The organism is Sphingobium amiense, from assembly GCF_003967075.1.
Taxonomy (GTDB): domain Bacteria; phylum Pseudomonadota; class Alphaproteobacteria; order Sphingomonadales; family Sphingomonadaceae; genus Sphingobium; species Sphingobium amiense.
Map to the genome: position 1 here is coordinate 1936703 of NZ_AP018664.1, position 24810 is coordinate 1961512.

Sequence of the window (24810 nt, forward strand, 5' to 3'; positions counted from 1 at the left end):
CAAGCGCCAGTCCGGTCGGCGCGCCGGTCCCGAAGCGGGACGAAATGGCGATGCGGTAATAAAATGACGTGGATGGGACGGAGACAGGAATAAAATATTCCCCTTCGCGGCCGCCGGCTGTAGAGGGGCGGCTTACCCCAGATCCAAGGATTGCGTCATGCCTGCCTATCGTTCCCGCACCACCACCCACGGCCGCAACATGGCTGGCGCACGCGGGCTGTGGCGGGCGACCGGCATGAAAGACGAGGATTTCGGCAAGCCGATCATCGCCGTCGCCAACAGCTTCACCCAATTCGTGCCGGGGCATGTGCACCTGAAAGACCTCGGTCAGCTCGTCGCGCGAGAGATCGAGGCGGCGGGCGGGGTCGCCAAGGAATTCAACACCATCGCGGTCGACGACGGCATCGCCATGGGCCATGGCGGCATGCTCTATTCGCTGCCGAGCCGCGACCTGATCGCGGACAGCGTGGAATATATGGTCAACGCCCATTGCGCCGATGCGATCGTGTGCATCTCCAATTGCGACAAGATCACGCCGGGCATGCTGATGGCGGCGATGCGGCTCAACATCCCGGTCGTGTTCGTGTCCGGCGGGCCGATGGAAGCGGGCAAGGCGAATGTGCGGGGCAAGAAGGTGGCGCTCGATCTGGTGGACGCGATGGTCGTCGCCGCCGACGAAAGCTACACCGACGAGGAAGTGAAAGTCATCGAACGGTCCGCCTGCCCCACCTGCGGCAGTTGCTCTGGCATGTTCACCGCCAATTCGATGAACTGCCTGACCGAAGCGCTGGGCCTGTCGCTGCCGGGCAACGGGTCGACGCTCGCCACCCATGCCGACCGCGAACGGCTGTTCCGGGAAGCGGGGCACCTGATCGTCGATCTGGCCAAGCGCTATTATGAGCAGGATGACGAGAGCGTCCTCCCCCGCTCCATCGCCAGCTTCGCCGCGTTCGAGAATGCGATGAGCCTCGACATCGCGATGGGCGGATCGACCAACACGGTGCTGCACCTGCTCGCCGCCGCCTATGAAGGGGGGGTCGATTTCACCATGGCGGACATCGACCGGCTGTCCCGCCGCGTGCCGTGCCTGTGCAAGGTCGCGCCGGCCAAGCAGGACGTGCATATGGAGGATGTGCACCGCGCAGGCGGCATCATGGCGATTCTGGGCGAACTGGAACGGGCGGGCCTGATCGACGCATCGCTGCCGACGGTGCATTCGCCCACGCTTTCCGCCGCTCTGGCCCGCTGGGACATCGGGCGGACGAACAGCGAGGACGTGCGCAATTTCTACCGGGCGGCGCCGGGCGGCGTGCCGACGCAGGTCGCCTTCTCGCAGAGCGAGCGTTGGGAGGAGCTGGACACCGACCGCGAGGGCGGCGTGATCCGTTCGGCGGAGCATCCTTTCTCGAAGGACGGCGGGCTTGCTGTCCTGTTCGGCAATCTCGCCCCGGAGGGCTGCATCGTGAAGACGGCGGGCGTGGACGAGAGCATCCTCGTCTTCCACGGCACGGCGCGGGTCTATGAGAGTCAGGACGCGGCGGTTGCGGGCATCCTGGGCAATGAGGTCAGGGAAGGCGACGTGGTCGTCATCCGCTACGAAGGGCCGAAGGGCGGGCCGGGGATGCAGGAAATGCTGTATCCGACCAGCTACTTGAAATCGAAGGGTCTGGGCAAAGCCTGCGCGCTCATCACCGATGGGCGCTTTTCGGGGGGCACGTCGGGGCTGTCGATCGGCCATGTGTCGCCCGAAGCGGCGGAAGGCGGCCTCATCGCGCTGGTGCAGACAGGCGATCCCATCGTCATCGACATTCCCGAGCGCGTCATCAGGGTCGATCTGGACGACGCCACGCTGGCTGCGCGCCGGACCGAGATGGAAGGCCGCGGGCCAAAGGCGTGGAAGCCGTTCGGCCGCAAGCGGGAAGTGTCGCCCGCGCTGCGCGCCTATGCGGCGATGACGACCAACGCCGCCAAGGGCGCGGTGCGGGACGTGAGCCAGATCGAACGCTGAAAAGCGGCGTCGGCGACGCGACACCGCTTTTCCACCGAAGTTCACACCGTTGTGCGGCTCTAAAGGCGCTCAACGCACGCATTTGCGTGGGTGCGGCGGAGACGACGCGCCACCGACGCGCCCGTGACGCGACGGCGAAGCGACAGGGACGCGCCATCGACGCGACAGGCCGCCGATATCGGACAGATCAGCCGGCGGCTTCGGGATCGGGGGTGAAGAAGCGTTCGATCACTTCGCGGGCAAGGCGCGCGGGGCGGAGCGTTCCGGCGTCGATGCAGCACCAGCTCGATTTGACCTCGGCGAGCACTTCCTCACCCCGGCGAATGACGGTTTCGTAGAAGGCGCGCGCGCCCTGCACCTTTTCGAGGAGGACGGTGGCGATCACCTCGTCGTCGAGGAAAGTCGGCTTGCGGTAGGTGATCTCATGCTTGAGCGCGACCCAGAGATGCTGCGCCACCGCTTCGGACGGCGCGAGCGCGCGCCAGTGGTCGAGCACGGCGCTCTGCACCCATTTGAGGTAGCTGGCATTGTTGACATGGCCCATGAAGTCGATGTCTTCGGGGTCGATGCCGATGGCGTAATCATGGGGAATCGCGTTACTCACAGCGGTGTCAATAGCATCATGGCAGGCTGTCGGATAGGGCGGACGACGAAAAAGGGGCCGGATCGCTCCGGCCCCCTCCCGCGAAACCGCGAAGGCGTCAGAAGCGCCAGCCGACGCTCGCCACCACCTGATGCCGGTCGGTGTCGATGTCGAACCGCTCGCTGGTCGCGCCGTTCGGGAAGTCGATCTTGCCGTCGGTATAGTTGGAATAGCGATATTCCAGCTTCGCGAAGGTGTTGGCGTTGATCGCGCGTTCCACGCCCGCGCCGATGCGCCAGCCGTCGAGCTTGAACGAGGTGTCGGTGGTTTCGTTGGTGTTGCCGGCCAGCACGTTGAGCTTGCTGTTGGTGTAGCCGCCCTTGACGTAAACCAGCGTCGAAGGATTGGCGAGGATGCCCGCGCGCGCGCCGACATAAAGGTCGCGGCCCTGGCTGACGCGCCCGAAACCGAACTGGTCGGTCGGGTCGGTGCGGCTGCTCTTGGCGGTGGAGTCGGTATATTCGCCCTCCACGCCGACGACCGCGCTGCCGAGGTTCACGTCATAACCGACGCCGACACCGTATAGCAGACCGTCGATCGACTGATCGTCGCGGCCATTGTCATTGTCGAAATCGCTGCCCGCGCCGACATGGTCATAGCCCAATATGGCCTCGACACGCGGACCGGTGAAAGTGGGGTTCACATCCTGCGCCATCGCAGGAGCGGCGAAGGTGGCGCCAGCCAGAAGCGTTGCGGCCATCAACTTACGCATAAACGATACTCCAATTGTCATTCTCATATCCCCTGTCAGGGGTGAGACGCCAAAGCCGGAGCAGAACCGTTTTGTTTCATGAACCTCAGATAAACGATTGAAACTGTTGCCATTATGGCACTATCGGCACTCGGTTCATCGCGGAAAAGAGCGGGTCAGACGACCGGCGGAGTCAGCATTCGACCACGTTGACGGCCAGCCCGCCGAGCGAGGTTTCCTTGTAGCGGCTCGCCATGTCCTCGCCGGTCTGGCGCATGGTTTCGATCACCGCGTCGAGGCTGACGATGTGCCGCCCGTCGCCCTGAAGCGCGAGATAGGCGGCGTTGATCGCCTTGACCGCGCCCATGGTGTTGCGTTCGATACAGGGGATCTGGACGAGGCCACCGATGGGGTCGCAGGTGAGGCCGAGATTATGCTCCATGCCGATTTCGGCGGCATTCTCCACTTGTCCGTTGGTGCCGCCCAGAACGGCGGCGAGACCGGCGGCAGCCATCGAGCAGGCGACGCCGACTTCACCCTGACAGCCCATTTCGGCGGCGGAGATGGACGCGCGCTTCTTGTAGAGGAAGCCGATGGCGGCGGCGGTCAGCAGGAAGCGGCGCTCGCCCTCGCGGTCCGCGCCGGGGACGAAGCGGCGATAATAGTGCAGCACGGCGGGGATGACGCCCGCAGCGCCATTGGTGGGGGCAGTGACAACGCGGCCGCCCGCCGCATTCTCCTCATTCACGGCGAGCGCGAAGAGGCTGACCCACTCGAAAATCTGCGCCGGGCCGAGCGCGTCCTGCTGGAGTCGCAGCCGTTGATGGATGGCGCGGGCGCGGCGGCGGACCTTGAGACCGCCGGGCAGCAGCCCTTCCTGCTCCAGCCCCCGGTCGATGGAAGCGGTCATGGCGTCGATCACCGCGTCGAGGAAGGCTTCCGTCTCGCCCTGCGCGCGCCACGCCCCCTCGTTGCGCAGGACGAGGGTGGCGATGGAAAGGCCGCTTTCCTCCCCCTTCGCCAGCATCTCCGCGCCGGAGGAGAAGGGAAAGGGCTGGACGACATTGTGGCCGAGCGGGGCGTCGTCGCTCACCGGCACTTCGCCGGGCAGCACCGCGCCGCCGCCGATGGAATAATAGTCGCGGACGAGGGGGTCGGCCTGTCCCTGAAACCAGGCGGAAAAGCGCATGCCGTTGCTGTGCGCTTCGAGAAACTGGCCCATGCGGAAGAGGAGGTCGCGCTTTTCCTCGAAGGGGATGTGCGTGTCCGCCGCGCTGCCGAAGCGGATGCGGCCTTCCTCCCGGATCGAGAGCAGGATGGCGGGAATGGCGTCAGGGTCGACGCTTTCGGGGCGATGGCCCGACAGGCCGAGGAGGATCGCGCTGTCCGTGGCGTGGCCCCGGCCGGTGAGGGCGAGCGATCCGAACAGCTCGCACTGGACGCGGACGGGGACGGCGGTCAGCGAGTCCATGAACAGGAGCGCGGCACGCATCGGACCGACCGTGTGCGAGCTGGACGGGCCGATGCCGATGGTGAACAGGTCCGTGACGCTGATGGCGGTGGCGGCGTCTATGCGGCAGTCGGTCACGTCAATAATCCTTGGAAATCCGGACGTTCGCGCTTTCGCGGCCAAGCGTGGAGATGGCGGCGAGCAGCGAGAGCCAGCGCGTCACCTGATATTCGATGCGGGTCGCGCTGTAGCCCTGACCGTCGGTGATGAGTTCGACATAGGTCTTGCGCGTCAGATATTTGCCCGCCGCGATCGAGGTGCCCTGCCCCTGCGTCGGGTCGGCGGCGATGATGCGCAGGCGGTCGAGGCCCGCCGCCTTGCGCACCGCGTTGATGGGATCGAGACCGCCCTGCCCCTGCAGCGACCCCACGGCAGAGGCGAGCTGCAGCGCTTCGGGCGCGGACAGGTTGGTGATCGACGTGCCGAACAGGATGCGGGAGAGAAGCTCGTCCTGCGGCAGCGCGGGCGTGCTGGTGAATGTGATATCGGGCTTGAGGCCGGTGCCGCCGACATGGATGGTGGCGTTGAGGTCGCTGACATTGGCTTCGGCGCTGATGTCGAGCGTGGGGTTGGTGGGCACCTTTCCGTCGAACAGGATATTGCCTTCGCGCAGGTCGAAGCGGCGGCCCGCAAATTCGTAACCGCCGCGCACCAGTTGCGCCCGGCCCGCGATGGCGGGGTTGGTGACGGTGCCGCCGATGTCGAGATCCGCGCGCCATTCGCTGTCGAGGCCGAGGCCCGTCACCATCAGGCGGTTGCGCGCCCGCGCCTTGATCGCGAGCGCCCAGGGGACGGTGGTGCGCGGGCGCTCGATCTCCTCGCCACGGCTGTTGATTTCGATCACCCTGAGTTCAGGGATCTGCGCGACGGCGGCGGCGCGGCCCATGGTGAAACGGCTGCGGTTGAGGAGGAGGTCGCCGCCAATGGTGCCGCCCGTGCCATCGGAACGGAGGGTGATGGGGCCGGTCACGGTCGCGGCGATGTCGTCGCGTTCGAGGAGCGCGGCGTTCTCCGCCTGCAAGGACAGGTCCATGCCGACGCCCGCGATCCCGTTGAAGGTGAAGGAACCGGCGCCCGTGATCGCGCCGCCGTTGCGGGCGGTGGCGGAAAAGCTGGAGATGACGAGCTGCGCGCCCGAGAAGCGGCCCCGCGCCTGCACGTCGCGCAGGCGCATGCCCGTCACCGGGCTGGCGATGGTGGCGCTGTCGGTGGCGAGCGTGCCGGTGATGATGGGCTGGCCCAGCGTGCCGCGCATGTCGGCGGAGACCGCGACCGGCCCGCCGATGTCGACGATCTCCACGCCGGTGAGCCGCCAGAGCGTGTCGGCGGTGCCGTTGTAGCGCAACTGCCCGAGGAAGGGCGCGCGGTTGAGCCGCTCGACGAGACTGGAGCCGCCGGGCAGCGGGTGGAGCAGCGCCTGCGCCCGCCCGATGGTCCTGCCGTCCGCGACGAATACCATGCGCGTGGCGAGCCGGTCCTGCGTCAGCACCGCGTTGACGCCGACATCGACGGGGCGGCTGCTCAAGGACAGGCCCGAGCGCGACAGGCCGCGGATGCGCAGTTCGGCCTTGCCGGTCGGCATGGAGCCGTCGCGGGGCTTTACATAAGTGAGCGATCCGGTGGCGAGGCCGCCGAGGCCCAGATTGTCATAGGCGATGTCCAGCAGCGAGAGCGGCAGGCGCTGCATCCGCGCTTCGATCCGCGTCGAATCCTGGCCGAGTTCGCCGCCGAGCTGGAGCGAGCCGCCCGCATAGCTGACGGTCGCGGGCGACAGCCGCCAGCCGTCCGAGGTGCGGGTGAGGAGCGCGGGGCGGTCGAGACGGATGGCGCGCTTGTCGATGGTGCCCTGCGCCGACAGGCGGATGCGGTCGGGCGCGACCTGCGCTTCGCCCTGAATGTCGAAGATGCGGCCGCGCTGGCCCGACAGGCTGGCGCGGATCGTGCCGGTGCCGTCGGTCATCTGCGCATTGGCGGCGAAGCGCCCGACCAACACGCCGCCCACGCGCAGCCCCCGCGCCTGCGCGGTTGCGTTGAGCGTGGTGCGCGACGGAGCGAGCAGGATCGTGCCGTCTAGGCTGCCGCGCCGCACCGCGATGACGGTCGGCCCGTCGAAGCTGGCGTCGTTGGCGGTGAGCTTCAACTGCACGTGCTGCACGCCGTTCACCGGAGTAAAGCCGATGGTGCCGGTGACGGGGCCGGTGACGGCGAGTTGCCCGTCGAGACCGCCTGCCAGAGGGCGGATGTCGCCGCTCGCCGTGACGCCGGACACGGAGAGATCGGCGACGCGCACCACCGCCTGCCCGCCGAGCGGCAGCAGGATGACGCCGCGCCCGGTGAAGGGGCCAAGCACCGATCCGCCATCGGCGGTGTAGCTGTAGCCGCTGGCGTCGGGGACGAGGTGGGCCTTCACATCGCGCAGGCCGAGCGCGTCCATGGGGCGGTGAAGCAGCAGATGGACTTCCGGCCGCTCGATCATGCCGTCCAGCGTCAGGTCCAGCGGGCCGTAGCGTGCGTGACGCCCCTGCGCTTCGATATGCAGGGTCTGGTCGGGATTGCGGATGCCCCTGCCGCTGAGCCGGAGCAGCGGCGAATCCAGCGTGAGACCGGTCAGCGCGACGCGGCCGTCGGGCAGCAGCTCTATAGTGCTGCGCGCGGTCGGCAGGCCGCCGGTCAGGGTGCGCAGAAATTCATTGTCGAGCCGCCGGACCCGCGCGCCCACCGCACCCGACAGGCCGAAACCGCCATCGCGGCGGGGCGTCGCCTTGATCTTGGAGGTGAGATCGACGATGCCGAAATTGCGGATGAAGAGGCCGTTGATCTGGCCGTCGAGGCCGAAGTCGTAACGTCCGCTGGCGAGATCGACCAGCATCACCAGACGCCCGCGCAGCTTGTCCGAGCGGAAGGGCATGGGATTGCTGACGATCTGCTGCCCCTTCAGTTGCAGCACGCCGTCGATCTGGAAATTGCGCACGATCCCGGCGACGAGATCGCCCTGCCCGTCGAGCCGCGCGGCGCGCAGGCTCAGGGGCACGAGCGCAGGACCGTTGCCGGTGCGGCCTTTGCCCTGTGCGCGGACATCGTGGATCACCGTCCTGTCGAAGGCGAGTTCCTTCGCCGTCAGCAGATATTCGTAACCGAGCGCGGCGAATGCGCCGTCGAGGCGGACTTTCGCGGCGACATCGCGCCCGCGCATATTCCTGACCAGCGCCTGCGGCCGCGCGAGGCGGAGCGTCAGGAGCATATTGTCGAGCGCGTTGTTGCGCAGGTCGATGGCGCCGTCCGCGTCGAGATCGAAAGCGGCGGAGCGCAGCGATGCGCGCCCGTCGACGATGCGGTCCACAAGGGTTCCGCTGGCGCGCACGGCGAGGCGCGGGTCGGCCATGCGGGTAAGGAGGCCGTTGCCCGCGATGGCTTTGCCTTCGACCGTCCCGCGCGCGGAATAGGCGCCGCTGCGCGCGGCGAGCACGAAGTCGGCGGCGGGCACGGCGTCGAGCGTGGCGGCAAGGCGGCCGTCCCAGCGGGTCCAGCTTCCCTTGCCGCCGATGCGGAGGTTGGCGGCCTGCTTGAGGCCCGCCATCGTCGCCAGCACGCCGCCTTTGGGCGCGTTGACCGTTACGTCGAGCGAGAAGCGGTCGTTATCGGGCCGGCTGTCGAGCGCGATGGCGAGCAGATCGCCCCCGCCTGCGGTCCGGGCCGACAGGTCGATGACCGCGCGGCCGCCGCGAATGTCCGCGTCGCCCGACATGGTGACAGTCCGCGCCCTGCCGGTGATGGCGGGCGCGATGGCGAGGCGGCCCACCGAAAACTGCATCAGGCGGATGTCGAAGCCGGGAAGGATCGGTCCGCGCCGCTGGGTCGGATTGAGCTTCGGCAGCTTGTGCAGGGTCGCGCGCGGAATGGTAAGCCGGTCGATGTCGAGCCGGTTGGAGGCCCATGCGAAGGGGAACCAGTCCAGTTCCACGCGCGGGGCGTCGAAGAAGAGGCCTTTGGGATCGGAAAGCGTCAGGTCGCGCAGCACGGCGCGGCGGTAGATGCTGCCCTCGATACTGCCGACGCCGATGCGCAGGCCTGAAGCCGACCTGATCGTCGCGACGCGGCTGGCGAGGAAACGGTGGCCCGGCGCGGTGTCGAGCCAGACGAGCGCGCCGACGACGACGATGAGCAATGCGGCGAGGATGGCGGCGACCCAGCGCTGCCAGCGGCCGTCCCATGCGCGGCGCGGCTTTGGCGCGGGCGGCGGTGGCGGCGGGAGCGCTTCGTCGGCCATCAGAAAGCCTGCCCCAGCGAAACATAGACCGCGACCTTCGGATCGCCCGACTGCGGGTTGATCGGCGTGCCGACATCGACACGGATCGGGCCGAAGCTGCTGTAATAGCGCACCCCCAGCCCAGCGCCCACGCGCAGGTCGCGGAAGCGCGGCAGGAAGGTGGTGGAGATATTGCCCGCGTCGACGAAGGGGACGACGCCGAAATTGCCGAAGCGCACGCGCGCCTCCAGCGAAAATTCGGCGAGGCTCTTACCGCCCACGGGATTGTCGTTGGGGCCAAAGCGCGGGCCGATCGCCTGATAGCCATAGCCGCGCACCGACGCGCCGCCACCCGCATAGAAGCGGCGCGAGGGCGCGATCTGATCGACGGTGGAGCCGAAGATCGTCCCGAAGCGCGCGCGGGCGGCGACCACGGTGCGGTCGTTGACCGGCTGGTAGACGCTGCCGTCGAGCTGCACCTTGGTATAGCCGAAGGTCTTGTTCTGGAAGGACAGTTCCGGGCTTACCCGGCCGCCCAGGCGAAATCCCTTCGACGGATTGAGCAGATCGTCGCTGCCGTCATAGGTGAGGCTGACCGGGATTGCCCCGATCAGGAAGGTGCGGCGCGCGCCGCCGGAAAAGGCGTCGGCTTCGTCCGAGGCGATGAGTTCGCCGCCGATGCGCCATACCCATTTCTTCTGGAACAGGATGTTGGTCTGCCGCTCCAGAAAGCCCGAGACGTTGATGGTGCGCGCGTCATAGGCGTCGCGGCGGATGTTGCTGATCGAAACGAGGCCCGTCAGCACATTGTCGCGCCGTTTGAAATTGTTGCGGCGATAGGTGAAGGAGGCGGTCTGCTCCTGCGTGCCGACGACGCCGCGCAGCGTGACCGCGCCTTCGGGCGGGAAAAGATTGCGATGCTGCCAGCTTACCGCCGCGCGATAACCTTCGCCCGTGCCGTAACCGAGTTCGCCCGCGATGGTGCGCAGCGGCGCTGGGCGCAGCGCCACGTCGAGATCGACATGCTCGCCATCGCCCGCATCCACGGGCTTGAGGGTCACGGTCGAAACGAGACCGGTCGCGACGATGGCGCGGCGCAGATCTTCCACGTCCGAGGCCATATAAGGGTCGCCTGCCCTGAAGCGCGCGATGTCCTGCACATGGTGCGCGCTGAAAAGCCGGTCGTCCGCCAGCCGGATCGCGCCGAAGCGGCGGAAACCGCCGGGAACCACGATCATGTCGAGATCGCCCTTGCGCTCCTCATGGTCGATGCGGACTTCGGGTTCGTCGACGCGGGCGAAGGGATAGCCGCTTTGCGCGAGCTTGTCGGACAGGGCGTCGCGGCCCGCGAGGATCGCGTCGGCATCGACCGGATCGCCGACCCTGGGCGGGAAGGCGGCGAGCAGGTCCGCCTGACGGTCGCCCGTGTCGGCAAGGCCGGTGATGTCGACGGAGGCGAGCAGATATTGCGCGCCCGGCACCACGTCGAAGCGGACGGTGAGCCGGTCGCCCGCAGGCGTCACGGCGCTGCGGATGCGGGCGGCATAATAGCCCTTCGCGCGCAGCAGCCGGTCGAGCAGGTCGCGGTCTTCCTTGATGCGGCGGTTGATCTGGGCGAGGTTGGCAGGCTTCCCCTCCCCCGCTTCGAGCGCGGACAACTGGTCGAAGCGGGTCGAGAATTGGGCGTCGGCGATGGCTTCGACGCCGGAAAGCTGCACGGTGTAGCGCCTCTCCTCCCCTGCGTCGGCGAGGACCGGTTCGGGGGCCGCATCGGCGGGCGTCGCCGGGTCGCCTTCCGCCTGCTGCACGGGCAGAGCTTCTACGGGCGCCTGCGTATCGGCGGGGTCGGGCGGCAGGGCGGCGACGGTATCGGGCTGCCCCATATCCGGCCAGTCTATGCCGATGTCGGGCATGGCGTCGAGCGGCTGGTCGGGCGACGGGGCGGCTTCCTGCGGCGGCTGGGGCGCGTCCTGCGCAAGCGCGGCGCATGGGCACGCCAGCAGCAGCGGCGCGATCAGGAGCCGGGTGGCATATGGTCGGCCAGAGAAGCGGCGCCCTGTCCGCACACCATCGGTCATCGCGCCGGTCTAGAGCGAATTGCGCGCTGAGGAAATATCTGTCGGCAGAGGAATGCGCGGGCGCGGGTCAGAAGGACTGGCTGAGCCGGTCGAGCAGCGCGCGGGCGGGGCTGGCGTCCTGCGCTTCGCCTTCGCCCATCATCCGGTCGAAGCGGTCCTGAAGCCGGGCGACGCGGTCGTAGAGATCCTGGCTGCCCTCGATCAGGGAGCGGGCGGCGAAGGCGAACCCTTCGGCCTGCGCGGGTTCGGTGAGGGCGGCGCGGCCGAGGCGGTATTTTTCGTCCGCGAGATCCGCGTCGCCGATTTCGCCCCGCTGCCATGCGCGCTGGCTCAGCAGCCAGGCGATGACATGCATGAGGCGCGTCGTGACCTTGAGCGATTCGCAGGCGAAGGCGACGCGTCGCAACGGGTCGGTGACGCCCTCCTCCCCTTCGGCCCCCCGGTCGAAATAGGAGCGTGCCTCGTCCGCCATGACCATCGCCTCGATATAGAGGCCGTCGACGAGCCGGCGGTGGAGACCGCGATCGAGAGAGGCTGCGCTGCGCATCGGCTTGCAGATGCCATAATCGACGCCGTCTGTCAGCGGTGCGCGACCGGCTTTTGCGCGCTGTCCCATTTGGGATCGTTAACGATGCTTAACCCTGTAACGGCCCGTCAGGCGATGATGTCGGGGACGAGCGCGTCCTCCAGCAGGGCGATTTCGTCGCGCAGGCGCAGCTTGCGCTTCTTGAGCCGGGCGATCTGCATCTGGTCGCTGCCGCCCGCCTCCACCAGCGCGGCGATGGCGCTGTCGAGGTCACGATGATCGACCCGCAGCAGCTCCAGCCGGCGCATGATATCTTCCTGGCTCATCGCGCCCTTTCGTTCCGACGGACTGGTCCCTGTCGGGTGATAGCGGCGCAGGGCGGAGCGGACCATCGCAAATTTTCAGGCGGCCCGCCGCAAAGCGCGATTCGCCGCGAGACAGCGGCAGCGAATCATGATGTATTTCGTCATCCATCACCCTCGTAAGGAGAATGTCATGGAAAACAGCCACGTTTCAGCTCTTTCAGCCAAGCATGCCGGTCTTGAAGCCCGAATCAAGGCGGAGTCGAGTCGGCCCATGCCCGACGCGATCCTGGTGGCATCTCTCAAGAAGCAGAAATTGCGGCTCAAGGAAGAAATGGCGGCACAGCACTGACGCTGGACTGACATAAGCGCGGCGACGATCGGACCGGATGGGGTCCGGCGCCGTCCGCGCCCGGCGGACCCTTTGCAGAAGGACGCCCAAAGCCCCGGACCGAACGCATCGGCGGGGCTTTTTCATGGACGCAAGAATCGGGCGTCAGCCGCGTTTCGTTTTCGCGCTGTGCATCCGCAGATAATCCGGCATCGTCGACTGCGGCGCGCCCGCGCCGACCGGCTTGCGGGTCAGTTGCGGGTCGATGGGCCGGTCGAACGCCACGCCGATCTTTTCCGCGCGCGCCCAGGCGACCACGCCATCGACATGCCCCACGCCGCGAAGGTCGCAGCGGACGCGGACATCGGCGGGAATCGGCCGCTCACAATCGGCCATCATGCCAGTGGCGGACAGGTTGCGCACGCGCGCCTTGCCAAGCGGCGCGCCTTCGGGCGTCGAGATGGCGGCAAGCAGGAACAGGCTGTCGCGCGGAGCTGACCGCGCCGGTCCCCGATCGGAAATATCGTCTTCGTCGTTCATCGCGTCGCCTGCCATCGCTACCCGTTTTCTTTGGCAGGCAGTGTAGGACGCCGATGTGGCGAAAGCGTTAATCGTCGCGGGAAATCTTTTCCTGCCGCTCGTGCCGTTCCTGCGCCTCGACGGTCATGGTCGCGATCGGGCGGGCTTCGAGCCGGCCCAGCGAAATGGGTTCGCCGGTGACTTCGCAATAGCCATATTCACCCTCGTCGATGCGGCGAAGCGCGGCGTCGATCTTGGAGATGAGCTTGCGCTGGCGGTCGCGGGTGCGCAATTCGATCGACCAGTCGGTCTCGCTCGACGCGCGGTCGTTGAGGTCGGGTTCGCGCAGCGGCTCGTTCTGGAGCACGGCAAGCGTGGTTTCCGCTTCGGCGAGGATCTGCTTCTTCCAGTCCCAGAGCCGCTGCCGGAAATATTCCAGTTGCAACGGATTCATGAACTCCTCGTCAGGCGAAGGGCGATAATCTGCGGGAAGCGTTACGGTCGATTTGGGCGGCTTTTCACCGTCTTTATCGGAATTCAGCACCGATGCCATCTGGCTCTCCGACTCGGAGGGCTTCCCGGCGCTTTGACGGTCCGGGCGCCCATGACTTTGATTGCGCGCCTCATAGCCATCGCCGGGGGCCGACACAAGCAGACATTCGTCACACAGGCGGGGCGCGGGAGCGGCTGGCGAGTCCCGGTGCGGGCAACAGGCTTAACGCCGGTTCAGCGGCCCGTGCCATAACGGGACGTTAACCATGACGGTTGAGCAGAAAGCGCAAATCCGCTCGACTTGGAGGCCGGATTCAGAGTTAACGGCATTGCAGTTAAGCCTTTCTTTTGCGTTCTTGCGCATAGGCAAATCCCGTCGGTGCCGGTCCTTTCCTTTCGGACCGCCGCCGACAGGCAACAAGACAAGAGTGGACCCTATGTCGGTACGAATGGCCTTGGCAAAATTATGCGCCTGCACCTGCGGCGGCGCGATCATCGGTGGCGGGGCCGTGCATGTCGCGGAAAACGCGCGGCCGGCGGTGGTCCAAAGCTCCAAGGCCAGCACCAAGGCCGCGCCCCGCAAACATTATGCGGCGCGCACGGTGAAGCGCAAAGTGGTCAAGACCGTGACGGCGTGCGCGCCGCAGACGGTGACGGTCACGAGCCAGCCCGGTCCCGTTCCCCTGCCCGCGCCCATGGTCGCGCCGGAAATGCCGGTCGTGTCGGGCGGCGGCGCGGTGCCTGTAGTGATGGGCGGCGGCGGCCTGGGCGGATTTGGCGGCGGGTTCGTCGGCGGCTTCTTCGGCGGCAGCGGCGGGGGCGGCGGCGGATCGGTCGTGATCTCGTCCACCAGCAGCTCGACCGGCGGCATCAGCAGCTCGACCAGCTCGACCACGGGCGGCGTTTCAACGTCGACCGGCGGCGTGTCGACGTCGAGCGGCAACGTGTCCACTTCGTCCGGCAATGTCTCCACCTCGTCGGGTAACGTGTCGACCTCCTCCGGCGTGAGCAGCAGCTCGTCTTCCTCCTCGTCCAGTTCCAGCTCTTCCTCGTCCAGCTCCTCCTCTTCGAGCAGCTCGGGCGGGTCGAGCGGGGGCAAGCCGCACAAGCCGCCGCACGGGTCGAGCGGGTCGAGCGGCTCGTCCTCTTCCTCCTCGTCGAGCAGCAGCAGTTCCTCGTCGGGCGGGTCGTCCAGCTTCGGATCGACGGGCAGCACGTCCTCGTCCTCCTCCTCGTCGAGCAGTTCTTCCTCTTCTTCTTCGAGCAGCTCGAGCGGGGGGCCGCCCACGAGCACCGGGGGCACCGATGTGCCCGCGCCGCCGATGGTGCTGCTGTTCGGCGCGGCCGCGGCGGCGCTGGTCGCCCGCCGCCGCTTCGCCGAGCGGAAGGCGAAAGCCGCCGCCTGAAGCGGACGCAAGCGCGCAGAGCGCGGATAAGGGGCGGCTCCTTCATCGGGGCCGCCCTTTTTCGTTGCGCGGGCCAGCCGGCGCAGGGTTGCGTGGGCCTGCGCGGAACGGCATAGGCAGGCCCATGCACGACATCCGCTTCATCCGCGAAAACCCCGCCGCTTTCGACGCCGCTCTCGCCCGCAGGGGGCTGTCGCCCGCGTCGGCGGAGATATTGGCGATCGACGAGAAGAGCCGGGCGATCAAGACGGAGTTGCAGCAGGGTCAGGCGCGCCGGAACGAAGCGAGCAAGCTGATCGGGCAGGCGATGGCGGCGAAGGACAGCGCGACCGCCGAGGCGCTGAAGGCCGAGGTTGCGGCGCTCAAGGACCGGCTGCCCGCGCTGGAGGCGGAGGACCGGGAGACGGGCGAGGCGCTGACGGCGATGCTGGCGGCGATCCCCAACCTGCCCGCCGACGATGTGCCCGAGGGTACGGACGAAGCGGGCAATGTCGAGCTGAGCCGCTGGGGCGAGATTCGCGCGTTCGACTTTGCGCCGCAGGATCATGCCGATTTCGGCCCGGCGCTGGGGCTGGATTTCGAGGGCGGCGCGGCGCTGTCCGGCGCGCGCTTCACTGCGCTGCGGGGGCAGATGGCGCGGCTGCACCGGGCGCTGGCGCAATATATGCTGGACGTGCAGACGGCGCAGAACGGCTATGAGGAAACCGGCGTGCCGCTGCTGGTGCGGGACGAGGCGCTGTTCGGCACGGGGCAGTTGCCCAAGTTTGAAGAGGATCTGTTTTGGACAACGCGGCGATTACAGAAAGAAGAGCTGGCCAAAAAATGGGCCGATAGATTTCAAGCTCATTTGCCTGTCTCTGACCCAGCGACCCTTGAAGACTACATGCTCGAGCAGGCCGATGACTTCATTAAGAACGAAGTCCCAAATCCGAGAGAGCGGCTCTGGCTGATCCCGACCGCCGAAGTTTCCCTCACCAACCTTGTCGCGCAGCAGATCGTGGCGGTGGAGAGCCTGCCGCTGCGGCTGACGGCGCTGACGCCCTGTTTCCGGTCGGAGGCGGGGTCGGCGGGGCGCGATACGCGCGGCTTCATCCGGCAACACCAGTTCGAGAAGGTCGAGCTGGTCGCGATCTGCGCGCCGGAGGAGTCCGGGACCGAGCATGAGCGCATGTGCGCGGCGGCGGAGGGCATCCTTCAGGCGCTGGGGCTCCCCTATCGCAAGATGCTGCTGTGCACGGGCGACATGGGGTTCGGGGCGCGCAAGACATATGACCTCGAAGTCTGGCTGCCGAGCCAGAACACCTATCGCGAGATCAGTTCGGTTTCCAACTGCGGCGATTTTCAGGCGCGGCGGATGAATGCGCGCTTCAGGCCCGAGGGTGAGAAAGCGACGCGGTTCCTGCATACGCTCAACGGTTCGGGGCTGGCCGTGGGGCGGACGCTGGTCGCGGTGCTGGAAAATTACCAGCAGGCCGACGGCAGCGTCACGGTGCCGGATGTGCTGCTGCCCTATATGGGCGGGATGACGGCGCTGACGCCGCGGTGAGACGGCGCGGGAAACAGCCGACCGCATGAGGGTGAACGACCCCCAGATGCGGCCGGACATGGCCGGGTTCCTGCGGCGGCGGTCGGCGCTGCCGCTCTGGGCCGATCTGGCGTGGCGGCTGGTGCTGGTGTTCGGCCTTATCGCGCTGGTGCTGGCGCTGCACTGGTTCGGGCGAGACGGCCTCAGGGACAATCTGGACGACCGGATCAGCTTCATCGACGTGCTCTATTTCACCACGGTGACGGTGACGACCGTGGGTTATGGCGACATCGTGCCGGTGACGCCCGAAGCGCGCCTGTTCGAAGCGATCTTCGTGACGCCGATCCGGCTGTTCGTGTGGATCATCTTCCTCGGGACGGCCTATAACCTCTTCTTCCGCAACATCCTCTACAGGTGGCGCATGGCGCGTATTCAGGCCGATCTGCACAATCATATCGTCGTCACGGGCTTTGGCACCAGCGGCGAGGAAGCGGTGAACGAACTGCTGGCGCGCGGCACCGACCCGCGCGAGATCGTGGTGATCGACGGCAGCGAGGCGGCGCTGGTCCGCGCGGAGGCGCTGGGCTGCAACATATTGTGCGGCGATTCGACGCGGGACCGGACATTGAAAGACGTGGCGATCCACCGGGCGCGCAGCATGATCGTGTCGGCGGGGCGGGACGATACCTCCATCCTCATCACGCTGACGGCGCGGCACCTCGCCCCGCGCCTGCCGATCAGCATCGTCGTGCGCAACGAGGATAATGAACTGCCCGCGCGGCAGGCGGGCGCGAGCACGGTCATCAATCCGGTGAGCTTTGCCGGGCTGCTGCTGGCCGGGAGCACGAGCGGCAGGCATATCGCCGACTATATGGCGGACCTTGCCGCGTCCGGCGGGCGGGTGAAGCTCAACGAGCGGGCCGTGCTGCCGGAGGAGATTGGCGGGCCGCTCTCGGCGATCCGCACCGGGCTTGGCGTGCGCATCTACCGCGAGGACCGGCCCTTCGGCTTCTGGGAGGCGGAGGCGCAGAGGCTCCAGACCGGGGACTGCCTCATCGAGATCGTGAACGGCGACGCGCCGCCGGAGGGCGACAGGGACGGCTGACGTGACATTGCGCGCAAAAATCCCTATGTGCGCGGCGATCATGGCAACGAAAATTCCCGACGCCCCGAAGGTGGGCATGGTTTCGCTCGGCTGTCCCAAGAATCTGGTCGATTCCGAACGCATCCTTACCAAGCTGCGATCCGACGGATACCAGATGTCCGCCGACTATGCCGGCGCGGACGTGGTGCTGGTCAACACCTGCGGCTTTCTCGATTCGGCGAAGGAAGAGTCGCTCGAGGCCATTGGCGAGGCGATCAAGGAAAATGGCCGCGTCATCGTGACCGGATGCATGGGGGACGAAGCGGACGTGATCCGCGCGAAATTCCCGCAGGTGCTGGCCGTCACGGGCGCGCATCAATATGAGCAGGTGGTCAACGCCGTCCACGACGCGTCGCCGCCGGTGCCCAACGCCTTCGTCGACCTAGTGCCCGAAGGCGGCCTGAAGCTGACGCCGCGGCACTATAGTTATCTCAAGATTTCGGAGGGCTGCAACCATCGCTGTTCCTTCTGCATCATCCCCTCGATCCGGGGGGACCTCGTGTCGCGGCGCATCGACGCGGTGCTGCGCGAGGCGGAGAAGCTTGTCGCGGCGGGCACGCGGGAACTGCTGGTCATCAGCCAGGACACATCGGCTTACGGCGTCGATGTGCGGCACGAGCCGCGCCTGTGGAAGGGCGAGGAAGTGCGCACGCACATGACCGACCTCGCCCGCGCGCTGGGGCAGTTGCGAACCGCCGAAGGGCGCGCGCCGTGGGTGCGGCTGCACTATGTCTACCCCTACCCCCATGTCGATCATGTCGTGCCGCTGATGGCCGACGGGCTGCTGACCCCCTATCTCGACATTCCGTTCCAGCATGCCGCGCCCGGCGTGCTGAAAGCCATGAAGCGGCCCGCGAACGAAGCCAAGGTGCTGGACCGCATCCGCAAATGGCGCGGCATCTGCCCGGACATCGCGATCCGCTCCTCCTTCGTCGTCGGCTTCCCCGGCGAGACGGAAGCGGACTTCCAGTATCTGCTCGACTGGCTGGAGGAAGCGCAACTGGATCGCGTCGGCGCGTTCCGCTTCGAGCCGGTGGAGGGCGCGGCCGCCAATGATCTGCCGGGTGCGGTGCCCGAAGAGGTCAAGGAAGAACGCTATCAGCGGATCATGGAAAAGACCGCCGCGATCAGCGCCGCCAAGCTCGCCGCCAAGGTCGGGCGCGTGCTGCCGGTCATCATCGACGAAGTGGGCGAGCCGGACGAGGAGGACGGCTCCATCGGCGCGACCGCGCGGTCACAGGCCGACGCGCCGGAGATCGACGGCAACGTCTTACTGCGCGACGTGAGCGCGGGGCTGAAGCCGGGCGACATGATCGACGTGGTGGTCGAGGATGCGGACGAGCACGACCTGTATGGGGCGCCGGTTTAGACGATCCGTCCCCCCTATTCAGCGTCACCCCGGCTCGGACCGGGGTGACGATGGATGGGACTGCGGTGTTTTGCGGGGTCCATCAGCCGCCGACAAATGCGTCCTGATATTCGGTCTTGATCGTTTTGCGGAGCGCCGCGTCCATGGGGACGGCGACTTCGTAGGTGCCCTCGGCATAGGGACCGGCGCTGTAGGGACCGACGACCACAGTGATGCTGTCGATCAGCTTTCCGTCTTTCGAGGTCGGGACGAGCGTCTGTTCCATCGGGTCGATGCAGGCGGTGAAGTCGTCTTCGCCGCTGCGGACCACGGGCGCGCCGCGCTTTTCCGCGCGCTGACGGTCCAGTTCGGCACAGAATGGCGTGGTGATCGCGGCCTTGAACGCCTGCGGCGATGTCATGAGCGCCTTGACCGCCGTTTCACGCTGGCGGGCCTTGTCCCAGAGCAGCACGTCATAGCCGGTCATACCGTGCGCGCCGCCGGTGAAGGCATAATTTTCCGACCGGAGCGCAAGGAAGCGGGGCGTGTCGGCGGCGGTTGTCCAGGCGATGCCGAGGTCGTGCGGGCGGAACGGATAGCCGGAGGATTTGGCGGACGCGCTGTCCTCCTTCGCCATGCGGAGAGCATCGGCCTTTGCGCTGTCCATCTGGCGGCGGAATTTATCGACCAGCGCGGGGATGGCGGCGGCGGACGCGGGATAAGAGAATGCGAAGGTGAGGAATGCGTCCTTCTCCTCGACCTTGAAAGGCCTGGCGGGGGGCGCGGGCGGCTGAGCGCCGGTCATCCGCTCGGCAAAGCGGCTCGCCGCCGCATTCTCCGCGGCGTTGCCCGCTGGCGCGTCCTGCTGCTGCGAACAGGCCGCGAGGATCAGCGCCAGTGCGGCAGCCGCCGCGCCCCCCGCCCTGCGCATCAATGCGCCTGCGCGGTGCGGCAGCGCTCGGCAATGGCCTTGCGCGCATAGTCGCTGTCGAGCGCCAGCCCGGCATTGGACCAGCCTTCCGCCGCGAGCGCCTGCTGCACCGCATGGCTATTGTCGAACCGCCCGCTTTCGGCCAGCGCATAGGCGCGGGCGCGTGCGGCCTGAAGGCTGCGGTCATTACCCGTCATCATCGTCCATCTCCTTGATGTTATGGCCGCAAATCTACGCCTGCGAGCCGCTTCGCGCAAAGGGAGATTGGGTTGGCCGTGCAGGAGGCGCGACAAAATTTTGCGCTTTGCTTGTCCCGCCGCTTGATCCTAAACCGCTCCGCATGACCGATCCCGCCGACCTCCTCAAAGCCGACAGCCAGCAACCCGCCCGCACGATCCATCTGGTCGATGCCGCCAGCTTCGACGGGTGGCTGGCCGCGCAGCCGGAGGGCGTGCGGGCGCTGGTGGCGGCGCAGAAATTCAGGGGCAAGGCGCAGGAGCAGGCGATCCTGCCGGGCGAAAGCGCAGACCTTTGGTCCGTGGTCGCGGGGGTCGCGGACAGGGCGATGCTGGGACCATGGTGCCTCGCGCGGCTGGCCGAAACGCTGCCCGAAGGCGCCTACCGGCTCGCGGAAGGATCGCCGGGGGCGGCGGCGCTGGGATGGCTGACCGCGCAATACCGGTTCGAGCGATACCGCAAGGAGGAGAATGGCGCCGGGCCGCGCGTGCTGTTGAGCGGCGACGTTGCGCGGATCGAGCCGACCGTGCAACTGGCGCGGGCGGTGGCGCTGGTCCGCGACCTTGTCAACACGCCCGCCGCCGACATGGGTCCGCCCGATTTGCAGGCGGCGGTGGAGAAGGTCGCCGTTTCCTTCGGCGCGAGCGTCACGGTCACGAAGGGCGATGCGCTGGAGCAGGGCTATCCGATGATCCACGCGGTCGGCAAGGCTGCGGACCGGGCCTTCGCGCCTCGCCTGATCGAGCTGACATGGGGCGATCCGGAGCATCCGCGCGTGGCGCTGGTGGGCAAGGGCATCTGCTTCGACAGCGGCGGTCTCGACATTAAGCCGTCTTCGGGCATGCGCCTGATGAAGAAGGATATGGGCGGCGCGGCGCATGCGCTGGCGCTGGCGCAGCTCGTCATGGCGGCGGGTCTGCCGGTGCGGCTGCACCTCGCCGTCGCGGCGGCGGAAAATGCGATCGGCGGCAACGCCTTCCGCCCCGGCGACATCCTCGCCACGCGCAAGGGTATCACGGTCGAGATCGGCAATACCGACGCCGAGGGGCGGCTGGTGCTGGGCGACGCGCTGACGAAGGTGGGCGAGGACAGGCCTGAACTGGTGATCGACTTCGCCACGCTGACCGGCGCGGCGCGGGTGGCGGTGGGACCGGACCTCCCCGCCCTCTTCGCCAATGACGATGCGCTGGCGGCGGACGCCGCGACGGCTGGCGCGGAGGTCGACGACCCGACATGGCGTCTGCCGCTGTGGGACGGCTATGCCGATATGCTGAAATCCGACATCGCCGACATCAACAATGCGGGCGAAGGCGGATTTGCCGGGGCTATCACGGCGGCGCTGTTCCTGAAGCGCTTCGTTCCGGAGGGGACGCCGTGGCTTCACCTCGACACGTTCGCGTGGCGACCCGCCGCGAAGCCGGGACGGCCCAAGGGCGGCGAGGCGCTGGGGCTGCGCGCCGTTTTCCGGCTGCTCCAGATGCGATACGGGAGAAAAGGATAAGCGTTCGCAACAAGCCGCGTCCGTTACGCAACCGGATTGGGGATCGCGCGTTAAGGCGACATGAACGCGCACGCTGCTACCATCGAGATCGACCGACCGGGCATCCAGCCGCTGGGCCAGTGGATGCGCACGCTGGTCGATTATGTCCGTTCGGGGAAGCCCGACCTCACCAACCGGCAGATGGCCCTGATGATGACGGTCTATATCGGTTCCGGCCCGCATACGGTGCGCGGCCTCGCCGAAGAACTGCATGTGTCCAAGCCCGTCATCACCCGCGCGCTGAACAAGCTGTCGGCGCTCGGCTATCTGCGGCGGGAGCGGGATGCGGCGGACCGGCGCAATATTTTCATCACCCGGACGACCAAAGGGGCGGAATTTCTTGACGCCTTTCACCATTTCATCGCAGGAACCGGCCGCGATGACAGGCACCCCAAATCCGCAGCGGACCGCTCCGCCTGAAAGAACCCGTTTCGAACTGAACGGCCGGTCCGTCGCGCTCGACCGGCGCATCCATGCCGCGCGCGGCGACCTGGCCGACCTGTCGCTGGCGGGCACGCTGTTTTCCGCCCATTATGCGCGCGCCGTGGCGCTGACCTGCGTGGCGGCGGGCACGCCCGTGCTGGCGTCCACATCGCCCACCGCCGAAGCGGTCAGCGAACTGCTGCGCGGCGAGACATTCCATGCGCTCGACGTGATGACCGACTGGGCCTGGGGCTTTTGCGGGCATGACGGCTATGTCGGCTATGTCCGGCGCGACGCGCTGGATACGCTGGAGGCGGCGACACACCGCGTGACGGCGCAGAGCGCGCCGCTGTTCGGCGGGGCCGACATCAAGGCACCCATCGTCGATTACTGGCCGCGCGGCGCACAGGTGGCGGGCGAGGCCGAGGGCGATTTCCTCGCCTGCGCGGAAGGGTGGCTGCACATGCGCCATGTCGCGCCGGTCGATGCGGTGGCGGATGACTGGGTCGCGGTGGCGCAATCCTATATCGGGCTGCCCTATGTCTGGGGCGGGCGCGGGCATCGCGGCATCGACTGTTCGGGGCTGGTGCAGGTGGCGCTGGCGAGCGCGGGCATTGCCGCGCCGCGCGACACCGACCTGCAGTGCGAAGGCATCGGATCGCCCGTCGACAGCGAGGCGAAGTTGCAGCGCGGCGACATCCTCTTCTTTCCCGGCCATGTCGGCATCATGGTGGACGGCGCGACGCTGCTTCATGCCAATGCGCACTGGATGGCCGTGGTCGAGGAACCGCTGGCGGATGTAGTGGCGCGGCTGGCGGGCGCGCATGCGCAGCGCGTCGTCGCGCGGCGGAGGATTGCGGCATGACCACGAAGGTCTTCATCGACGGCGGGCACGGCACCACCGGCATCGAGATCGCGGAGCGGCTGGCGGGGCGGCCTGAACTGACGCTCCTCACCGTGCCGCAGGAGCGCCGCCGCGATCCCGGCGCGCGGGCCGAGGCGCTGAACGGCGCGGATGTCGTCATCCTGTGCCTGCCCGACGACGCCGCGCGCGAGGCGGTGGCGCTGATCGACAACGGCACGACGCGCGTCATCGACGCATCGACGGCGCACCGGGTGAGCGCGGGGTGGACCTATGGCTTCCCCGAACTGGAGCCGGGCCATCGCGAGACGCTGGCGCGCAGCCGCTTCGTCGCCAATCCGGGGTGCTGGCCGACCGGCTTTCTGGCGCTGGTGCGGCCGCTGGTGCTGGGCGGGCTGCTGCCTGCGGACTGGCCGGTGACGCTATCGGGCGCTTCGGGCTACTCGGGCGGCGGCAAGGCGATGATCGCGGAGTATGAGGGCAGCGGCGCGCCGGGCGCGTTCCGCCCCTACGGCCTGACGCTGGCGCACAAGCATCTGCCCGAAATGCAGAAATATGCGGGCCTCGCCCACGCGCCAATCTTCGCGCCTGCGGTCGCCAACGTCTATCGCGGCATGATCGTGGAAGTGCCGCTGCACCTACACGCGCTGCCCGGCGCGCCTTCGGTGGCTCAGGTGCACGAGGCGATCGCGTCGGCCTACGCCGGATCGCCGATCGTGCGCGTGGCGGCGGCGGAAGAGAGCGCGGCGATGAGCGGCGTCGCCATCGAGCATGTCGGCGCGACCGACAGGCTGGAGCTGTTCGTGTTCGGCAACGAAGCGAGCGGTCAGGTGCGGCTGGTCGCGGCGCTCGACAATCTCGGCAAGGGCGCGGCGGGCGCGGCGGTGCAGAACCTCAATATCCTCGCCGGGCTGCCGGAGACGGCGGGATTGCGGGTCTAGGCAGGGCGCGACTGGCGTCTGATGGCGGGTAGTTTCGGTCCTTTATCGAATGCTCTTGATATACCGGTGCGGACGCTGTGCAGCGGTCATCGGAAGCCAATTCTTCTCAGTCATGGCCGTTTTTTCGCGATAGATGCCAAGAATATACGCCTCTGACGGCGGCAATCATCACTATGATTGCAAACACTGCCGAGAAATAGATCAGGCCTAAACCGGCGACGACCGCCTGGCCATAGCCCTGCATGTCGTCCATGACCTTGTTGCCACGAGCCTCCAGTTCACCGTAATATATATTAGCAGCTATGAACGAGCCGATCAGGCCGCCGAATCCAAGAATAATCCCGAGAATTAAAATCCCAAGACTGCTCCGATATCGGCGAAGCGCGGCCAGATATATCGAATATGGTCCGGAAAGAAAGGATGCAGCCAACATTATCAGGCTTACGACATGAATGACTTTTGACATGCCCTGATCCGTTGTCTCGTAAACTCTCACAGCATTAATAAACGAGCTTGTGAGTGGCGTGTTGAGATGTCTGCCATAAGCGATGTATGTCAGAAACCCGCCCGTCGCCCAACCACCCCAGTCCCGCCACCTCTTTCGTCGTCACCGCAGCGAAGGCTGCGGTCCCGGACGGTCTGAGGACCAGCCGCGCGATGGGATTCCATCAGGGCGGGAAGGCTCCCTCGCGCTATGCGTTATCGTGGTGGATCACCGCCGGAGATGCCAGCCTTCGCTGGCATGACGGGTGGGTTTTCAGGCCGCGTGCAAACCGCCCGCTAAACCCCTGCCAGCCTTTTCGCCTATGCCTTCAGTGCACCGTGCCGACTGGCTGGTTGCAGGCGAGGAGGACGATCAGGCGTTCGATCTGGCGCCAGTGGCAAAAGGTGATGTGGTTGCCGACATCGAGGCTCCTGTTGGCCAGCGACGCTGCTTCATAGCCCGCATTGGCGCCGAAGCGCGCCATCAGATCGGCCGCATCGTCATAGCTGCGGCGATCCGCGACATAAGGCAGTTGCATCAATTTCCCCGCTCTTGCTGGGCCGCTTCGTGGCGGCCTGACCCGAGCCGCACGTGCATCAACTTCCGTGCCAGATCAATCCTTT

Annotated in this window: 24 protein-coding genes; 9 read left to right on the forward strand and 15 right to left on the reverse strand. The window is 67.1% G+C overall.

Annotated elements, in window-relative coordinates:
* The first annotated feature begins 157 nt into the window (after positions 1-157).
* A complete protein-coding gene (gene ilvD / locus SAMIE_RS09340) occupies positions 158-2008 on the forward strand; it encodes a dihydroxy-acid dehydratase (protein ID WP_066701865.1) in 1851 nt (616 codons plus the stop codon).
* A gap of 187 nt (positions 2009-2195) precedes the next feature.
* On the opposite strand, the gene SAMIE_RS09345 is transcribed toward ilvD, so the two are convergent.
* The 7 genes from SAMIE_RS09345 to SAMIE_RS09375 all read right to left on the reverse strand — a co-directional run bounded on the left by SAMIE_RS09345 (position 2196) and on the right by SAMIE_RS09375 (position 12028).
* On the reverse strand, positions 2196-2612 hold the full coding sequence (locus SAMIE_RS09345; RefSeq protein WP_066701861.1) for an acyl-CoA thioesterase: 417 nt from the start codon (positions 2610-2612) through the stop codon (positions 2196-2198).
* A 97-nt stretch (positions 2613-2709) separates the two neighbouring features.
* Positions 2710-3363: an outer membrane protein gene (locus SAMIE_RS09350; protein ID WP_066701857.1), complete on the reverse strand. Its 654-nt coding sequence runs from the start codon at positions 3361-3363 to the stop codon at positions 2710-2712.
* Positions 3364-3535: 172 nt separating this feature from the next.
* Positions 3536-4930: an L-serine ammonia-lyase gene (locus SAMIE_RS09355; RefSeq protein ID WP_066701853.1), complete on the reverse strand. Its 1395-nt coding sequence runs from the start codon at positions 4928-4930 to the stop codon at positions 3536-3538.
* A 1-nt stretch (position 4931) separates the two neighbouring features.
* Positions 4932-9119, reverse strand: a complete 4188-nt coding sequence (locus SAMIE_RS09360; protein ID WP_066701851.1) for a translocation/assembly module TamB domain-containing protein — start codon at positions 9117-9119, stop codon at positions 4932-4934.
* A complete protein-coding gene (locus SAMIE_RS09365; protein WP_083952562.1) occupies positions 9119-11176 on the reverse strand; it encodes an autotransporter assembly complex protein TamA in 2058 nt (685 codons plus the stop codon). Before SAMIE_RS09365 ends, SAMIE_RS09360 begins: the two co-directional genes overlap by 1 nt.
* A gap of 67 nt (positions 11177-11243) precedes the next feature.
* Complete coding sequence (locus SAMIE_RS09370) at positions 11244-11723, reverse strand: DUF1465 family protein (protein WP_066701908.1); 480 nt, start codon at positions 11721-11723, stop codon at positions 11244-11246.
* Between the two features lie 107 nt (positions 11724-11830).
* Positions 11831-12028 carry a YdcH family protein gene (locus tag SAMIE_RS09375; protein ID WP_066701848.1) on the reverse strand — a complete coding sequence of 66 codons (198 nt, stop codon included), beginning with the start codon at positions 12026-12028 and terminating at the stop codon, positions 11831-11833.
* A gap of 169 nt (positions 12029-12197) precedes the next feature.
* On the opposite strand from SAMIE_RS09375, the gene SAMIE_RS09380 reads away from it, so the two are divergent.
* Positions 12198-12356 (forward strand): YdcH family protein, encoded by a 159-nt coding sequence (locus SAMIE_RS09380; RefSeq protein WP_083952561.1) that lies wholly within the window; start codon positions 12198-12200, stop codon positions 12354-12356.
* Positions 12357-12500: 144 nt separating this feature from the next.
* On the opposite strand, the gene SAMIE_RS09385 is transcribed toward SAMIE_RS09380, so the two are convergent.
* The 4 genes from SAMIE_RS09385 to SAMIE_RS23760 form a co-directional block, all read right to left on the reverse strand.
* Positions 12501-12875 carry a PilZ domain-containing protein gene (locus tag SAMIE_RS09385; protein WP_066701906.1) on the reverse strand — a complete coding sequence of 125 codons (375 nt, stop codon included), beginning with the start codon at positions 12873-12875 and terminating at the stop codon, positions 12501-12503.
* A gap of 67 nt (positions 12876-12942) precedes the next feature.
* Positions 12943-13407 carry an RNA polymerase-binding protein DksA gene (gene dksA / locus SAMIE_RS09390; RefSeq protein ID WP_066701845.1) on the reverse strand — a complete coding sequence of 155 codons (465 nt, stop codon included), beginning with the start codon at positions 13405-13407 and terminating at the stop codon, positions 12943-12945.
* Positions 13408-13569: 162 nt separating this feature from the next.
* A complete protein-coding gene (locus SAMIE_RS23380) occupies positions 13570-13842 on the reverse strand; it encodes a hypothetical protein (protein ID WP_126516803.1) in 273 nt (90 codons plus the stop codon).
* Between the two features lie 90 nt (positions 13843-13932).
* Positions 13933-14763 carry a hypothetical protein gene (locus SAMIE_RS23760; RefSeq protein ID WP_232037409.1) on the reverse strand — a complete coding sequence of 277 codons (831 nt, stop codon included), beginning with the start codon at positions 14761-14763 and terminating at the stop codon, positions 13933-13935.
* A gap of 113 nt (positions 14764-14876) precedes the next feature.
* Between SAMIE_RS23760 and serS the strand changes: the two genes are divergently transcribed.
* The 3 genes from serS to rimO are packed head-to-tail and all read left to right on the forward strand — an operon-like array spanning position 14877 to position 18790.
* The gene (gene serS, locus SAMIE_RS09410) at positions 14877-16298 is read left to right on the forward strand and encodes a serine--tRNA ligase (protein ID WP_066701844.1); all 1422 of its coding nucleotides are present in this window, start codon (positions 14877-14879) and stop codon (positions 16296-16298) included.
* 25 nt (positions 16299-16323) lie between these two features.
* On the forward strand, positions 16324-17382 hold the full coding sequence (locus SAMIE_RS09415) for a potassium channel family protein (protein WP_066701842.1): 1059 nt from the start codon (positions 16324-16326) through the stop codon (positions 17380-17382).
* A gap of 25 nt (positions 17383-17407) precedes the next feature.
* On the forward strand, positions 17408-18790 hold the full coding sequence (gene rimO, locus SAMIE_RS09420) for a 30S ribosomal protein S12 methylthiotransferase RimO (RefSeq protein WP_174522244.1): 1383 nt from the start codon (positions 17408-17410) through the stop codon (positions 18788-18790).
* Positions 18791-18872: 82 nt separating this feature from the next.
* Here rimO and SAMIE_RS09425 read toward each other — a convergent pair whose 3' ends face one another.
* Together SAMIE_RS09425 and SAMIE_RS09430 are read right to left on the reverse strand one after the other, a co-directional pair.
* Positions 18873-19700 (reverse strand): PdaC/SigV domain-containing protein, encoded by an 828-nt coding sequence (locus SAMIE_RS09425; protein WP_066701840.1) that lies wholly within the window; start codon positions 19698-19700, stop codon positions 18873-18875.
* Positions 19700-19900, reverse strand: coding sequence for a hypothetical protein (locus SAMIE_RS09430; protein WP_066701838.1), 201 nt, complete (start codon positions 19898-19900; stop codon positions 19700-19702). The genes SAMIE_RS09425 and SAMIE_RS09430 overlap by 1 nt, the downstream gene beginning before the upstream one ends.
* A gap of 140 nt (positions 19901-20040) precedes the next feature.
* Here SAMIE_RS09430 and SAMIE_RS09435 point away from each other — a divergent pair, with 140 nt between their 5' ends.
* Genes SAMIE_RS09435 through argC form a run of 4 tightly spaced genes read left to right on the forward strand, consistent with a single transcriptional unit; the run spans position 20041 to position 23703 of the window.
* Complete coding sequence (locus tag SAMIE_RS09435) at positions 20041-21438, forward strand: leucyl aminopeptidase family protein (RefSeq protein ID WP_066701836.1); 1398 nt, start codon at positions 20041-20043, stop codon at positions 21436-21438.
* Between the two features lie 60 nt (positions 21439-21498).
* Positions 21499-21897 carry a MarR family transcriptional regulator gene (locus SAMIE_RS09440; protein ID WP_066701835.1) on the forward strand — a complete coding sequence of 133 codons (399 nt, stop codon included), beginning with the start codon at positions 21499-21501 and terminating at the stop codon, positions 21895-21897.
* On the forward strand, positions 21857-22765 hold the full coding sequence (locus tag SAMIE_RS09445; RefSeq protein ID WP_066701832.1) for a C40 family peptidase: 909 nt from the start codon (positions 21857-21859) through the stop codon (positions 22763-22765). Before SAMIE_RS09440 ends, SAMIE_RS09445 begins: the two co-directional genes overlap by 41 nt.
* Positions 22762-23703, forward strand: a complete 942-nt coding sequence (gene argC, locus SAMIE_RS09450; RefSeq protein ID WP_066701829.1) for an N-acetyl-gamma-glutamyl-phosphate reductase — start codon at positions 22762-22764, stop codon at positions 23701-23703. Before SAMIE_RS09445 ends, argC begins: the two co-directional genes overlap by 4 nt.
* A gap of 106 nt (positions 23704-23809) precedes the next feature.
* Here argC and SAMIE_RS09455 read toward each other — a convergent pair whose 3' ends face one another.
* Together SAMIE_RS09455 and SAMIE_RS09460 are read right to left on the reverse strand one after the other, a co-directional pair.
* A complete protein-coding gene (locus tag SAMIE_RS09455) occupies positions 23810-24169 on the reverse strand; it encodes a hypothetical protein (RefSeq protein WP_066701826.1) in 360 nt (119 codons plus the stop codon).
* 346 nt (positions 24170-24515) lie between these two features.
* Positions 24516-24725 (reverse strand): hypothetical protein, encoded by a 210-nt coding sequence (locus tag SAMIE_RS09460; protein ID WP_174522242.1) that lies wholly within the window; start codon positions 24723-24725, stop codon positions 24516-24518.
* Positions 24726-24810 lie beyond the last annotated feature (85 nt).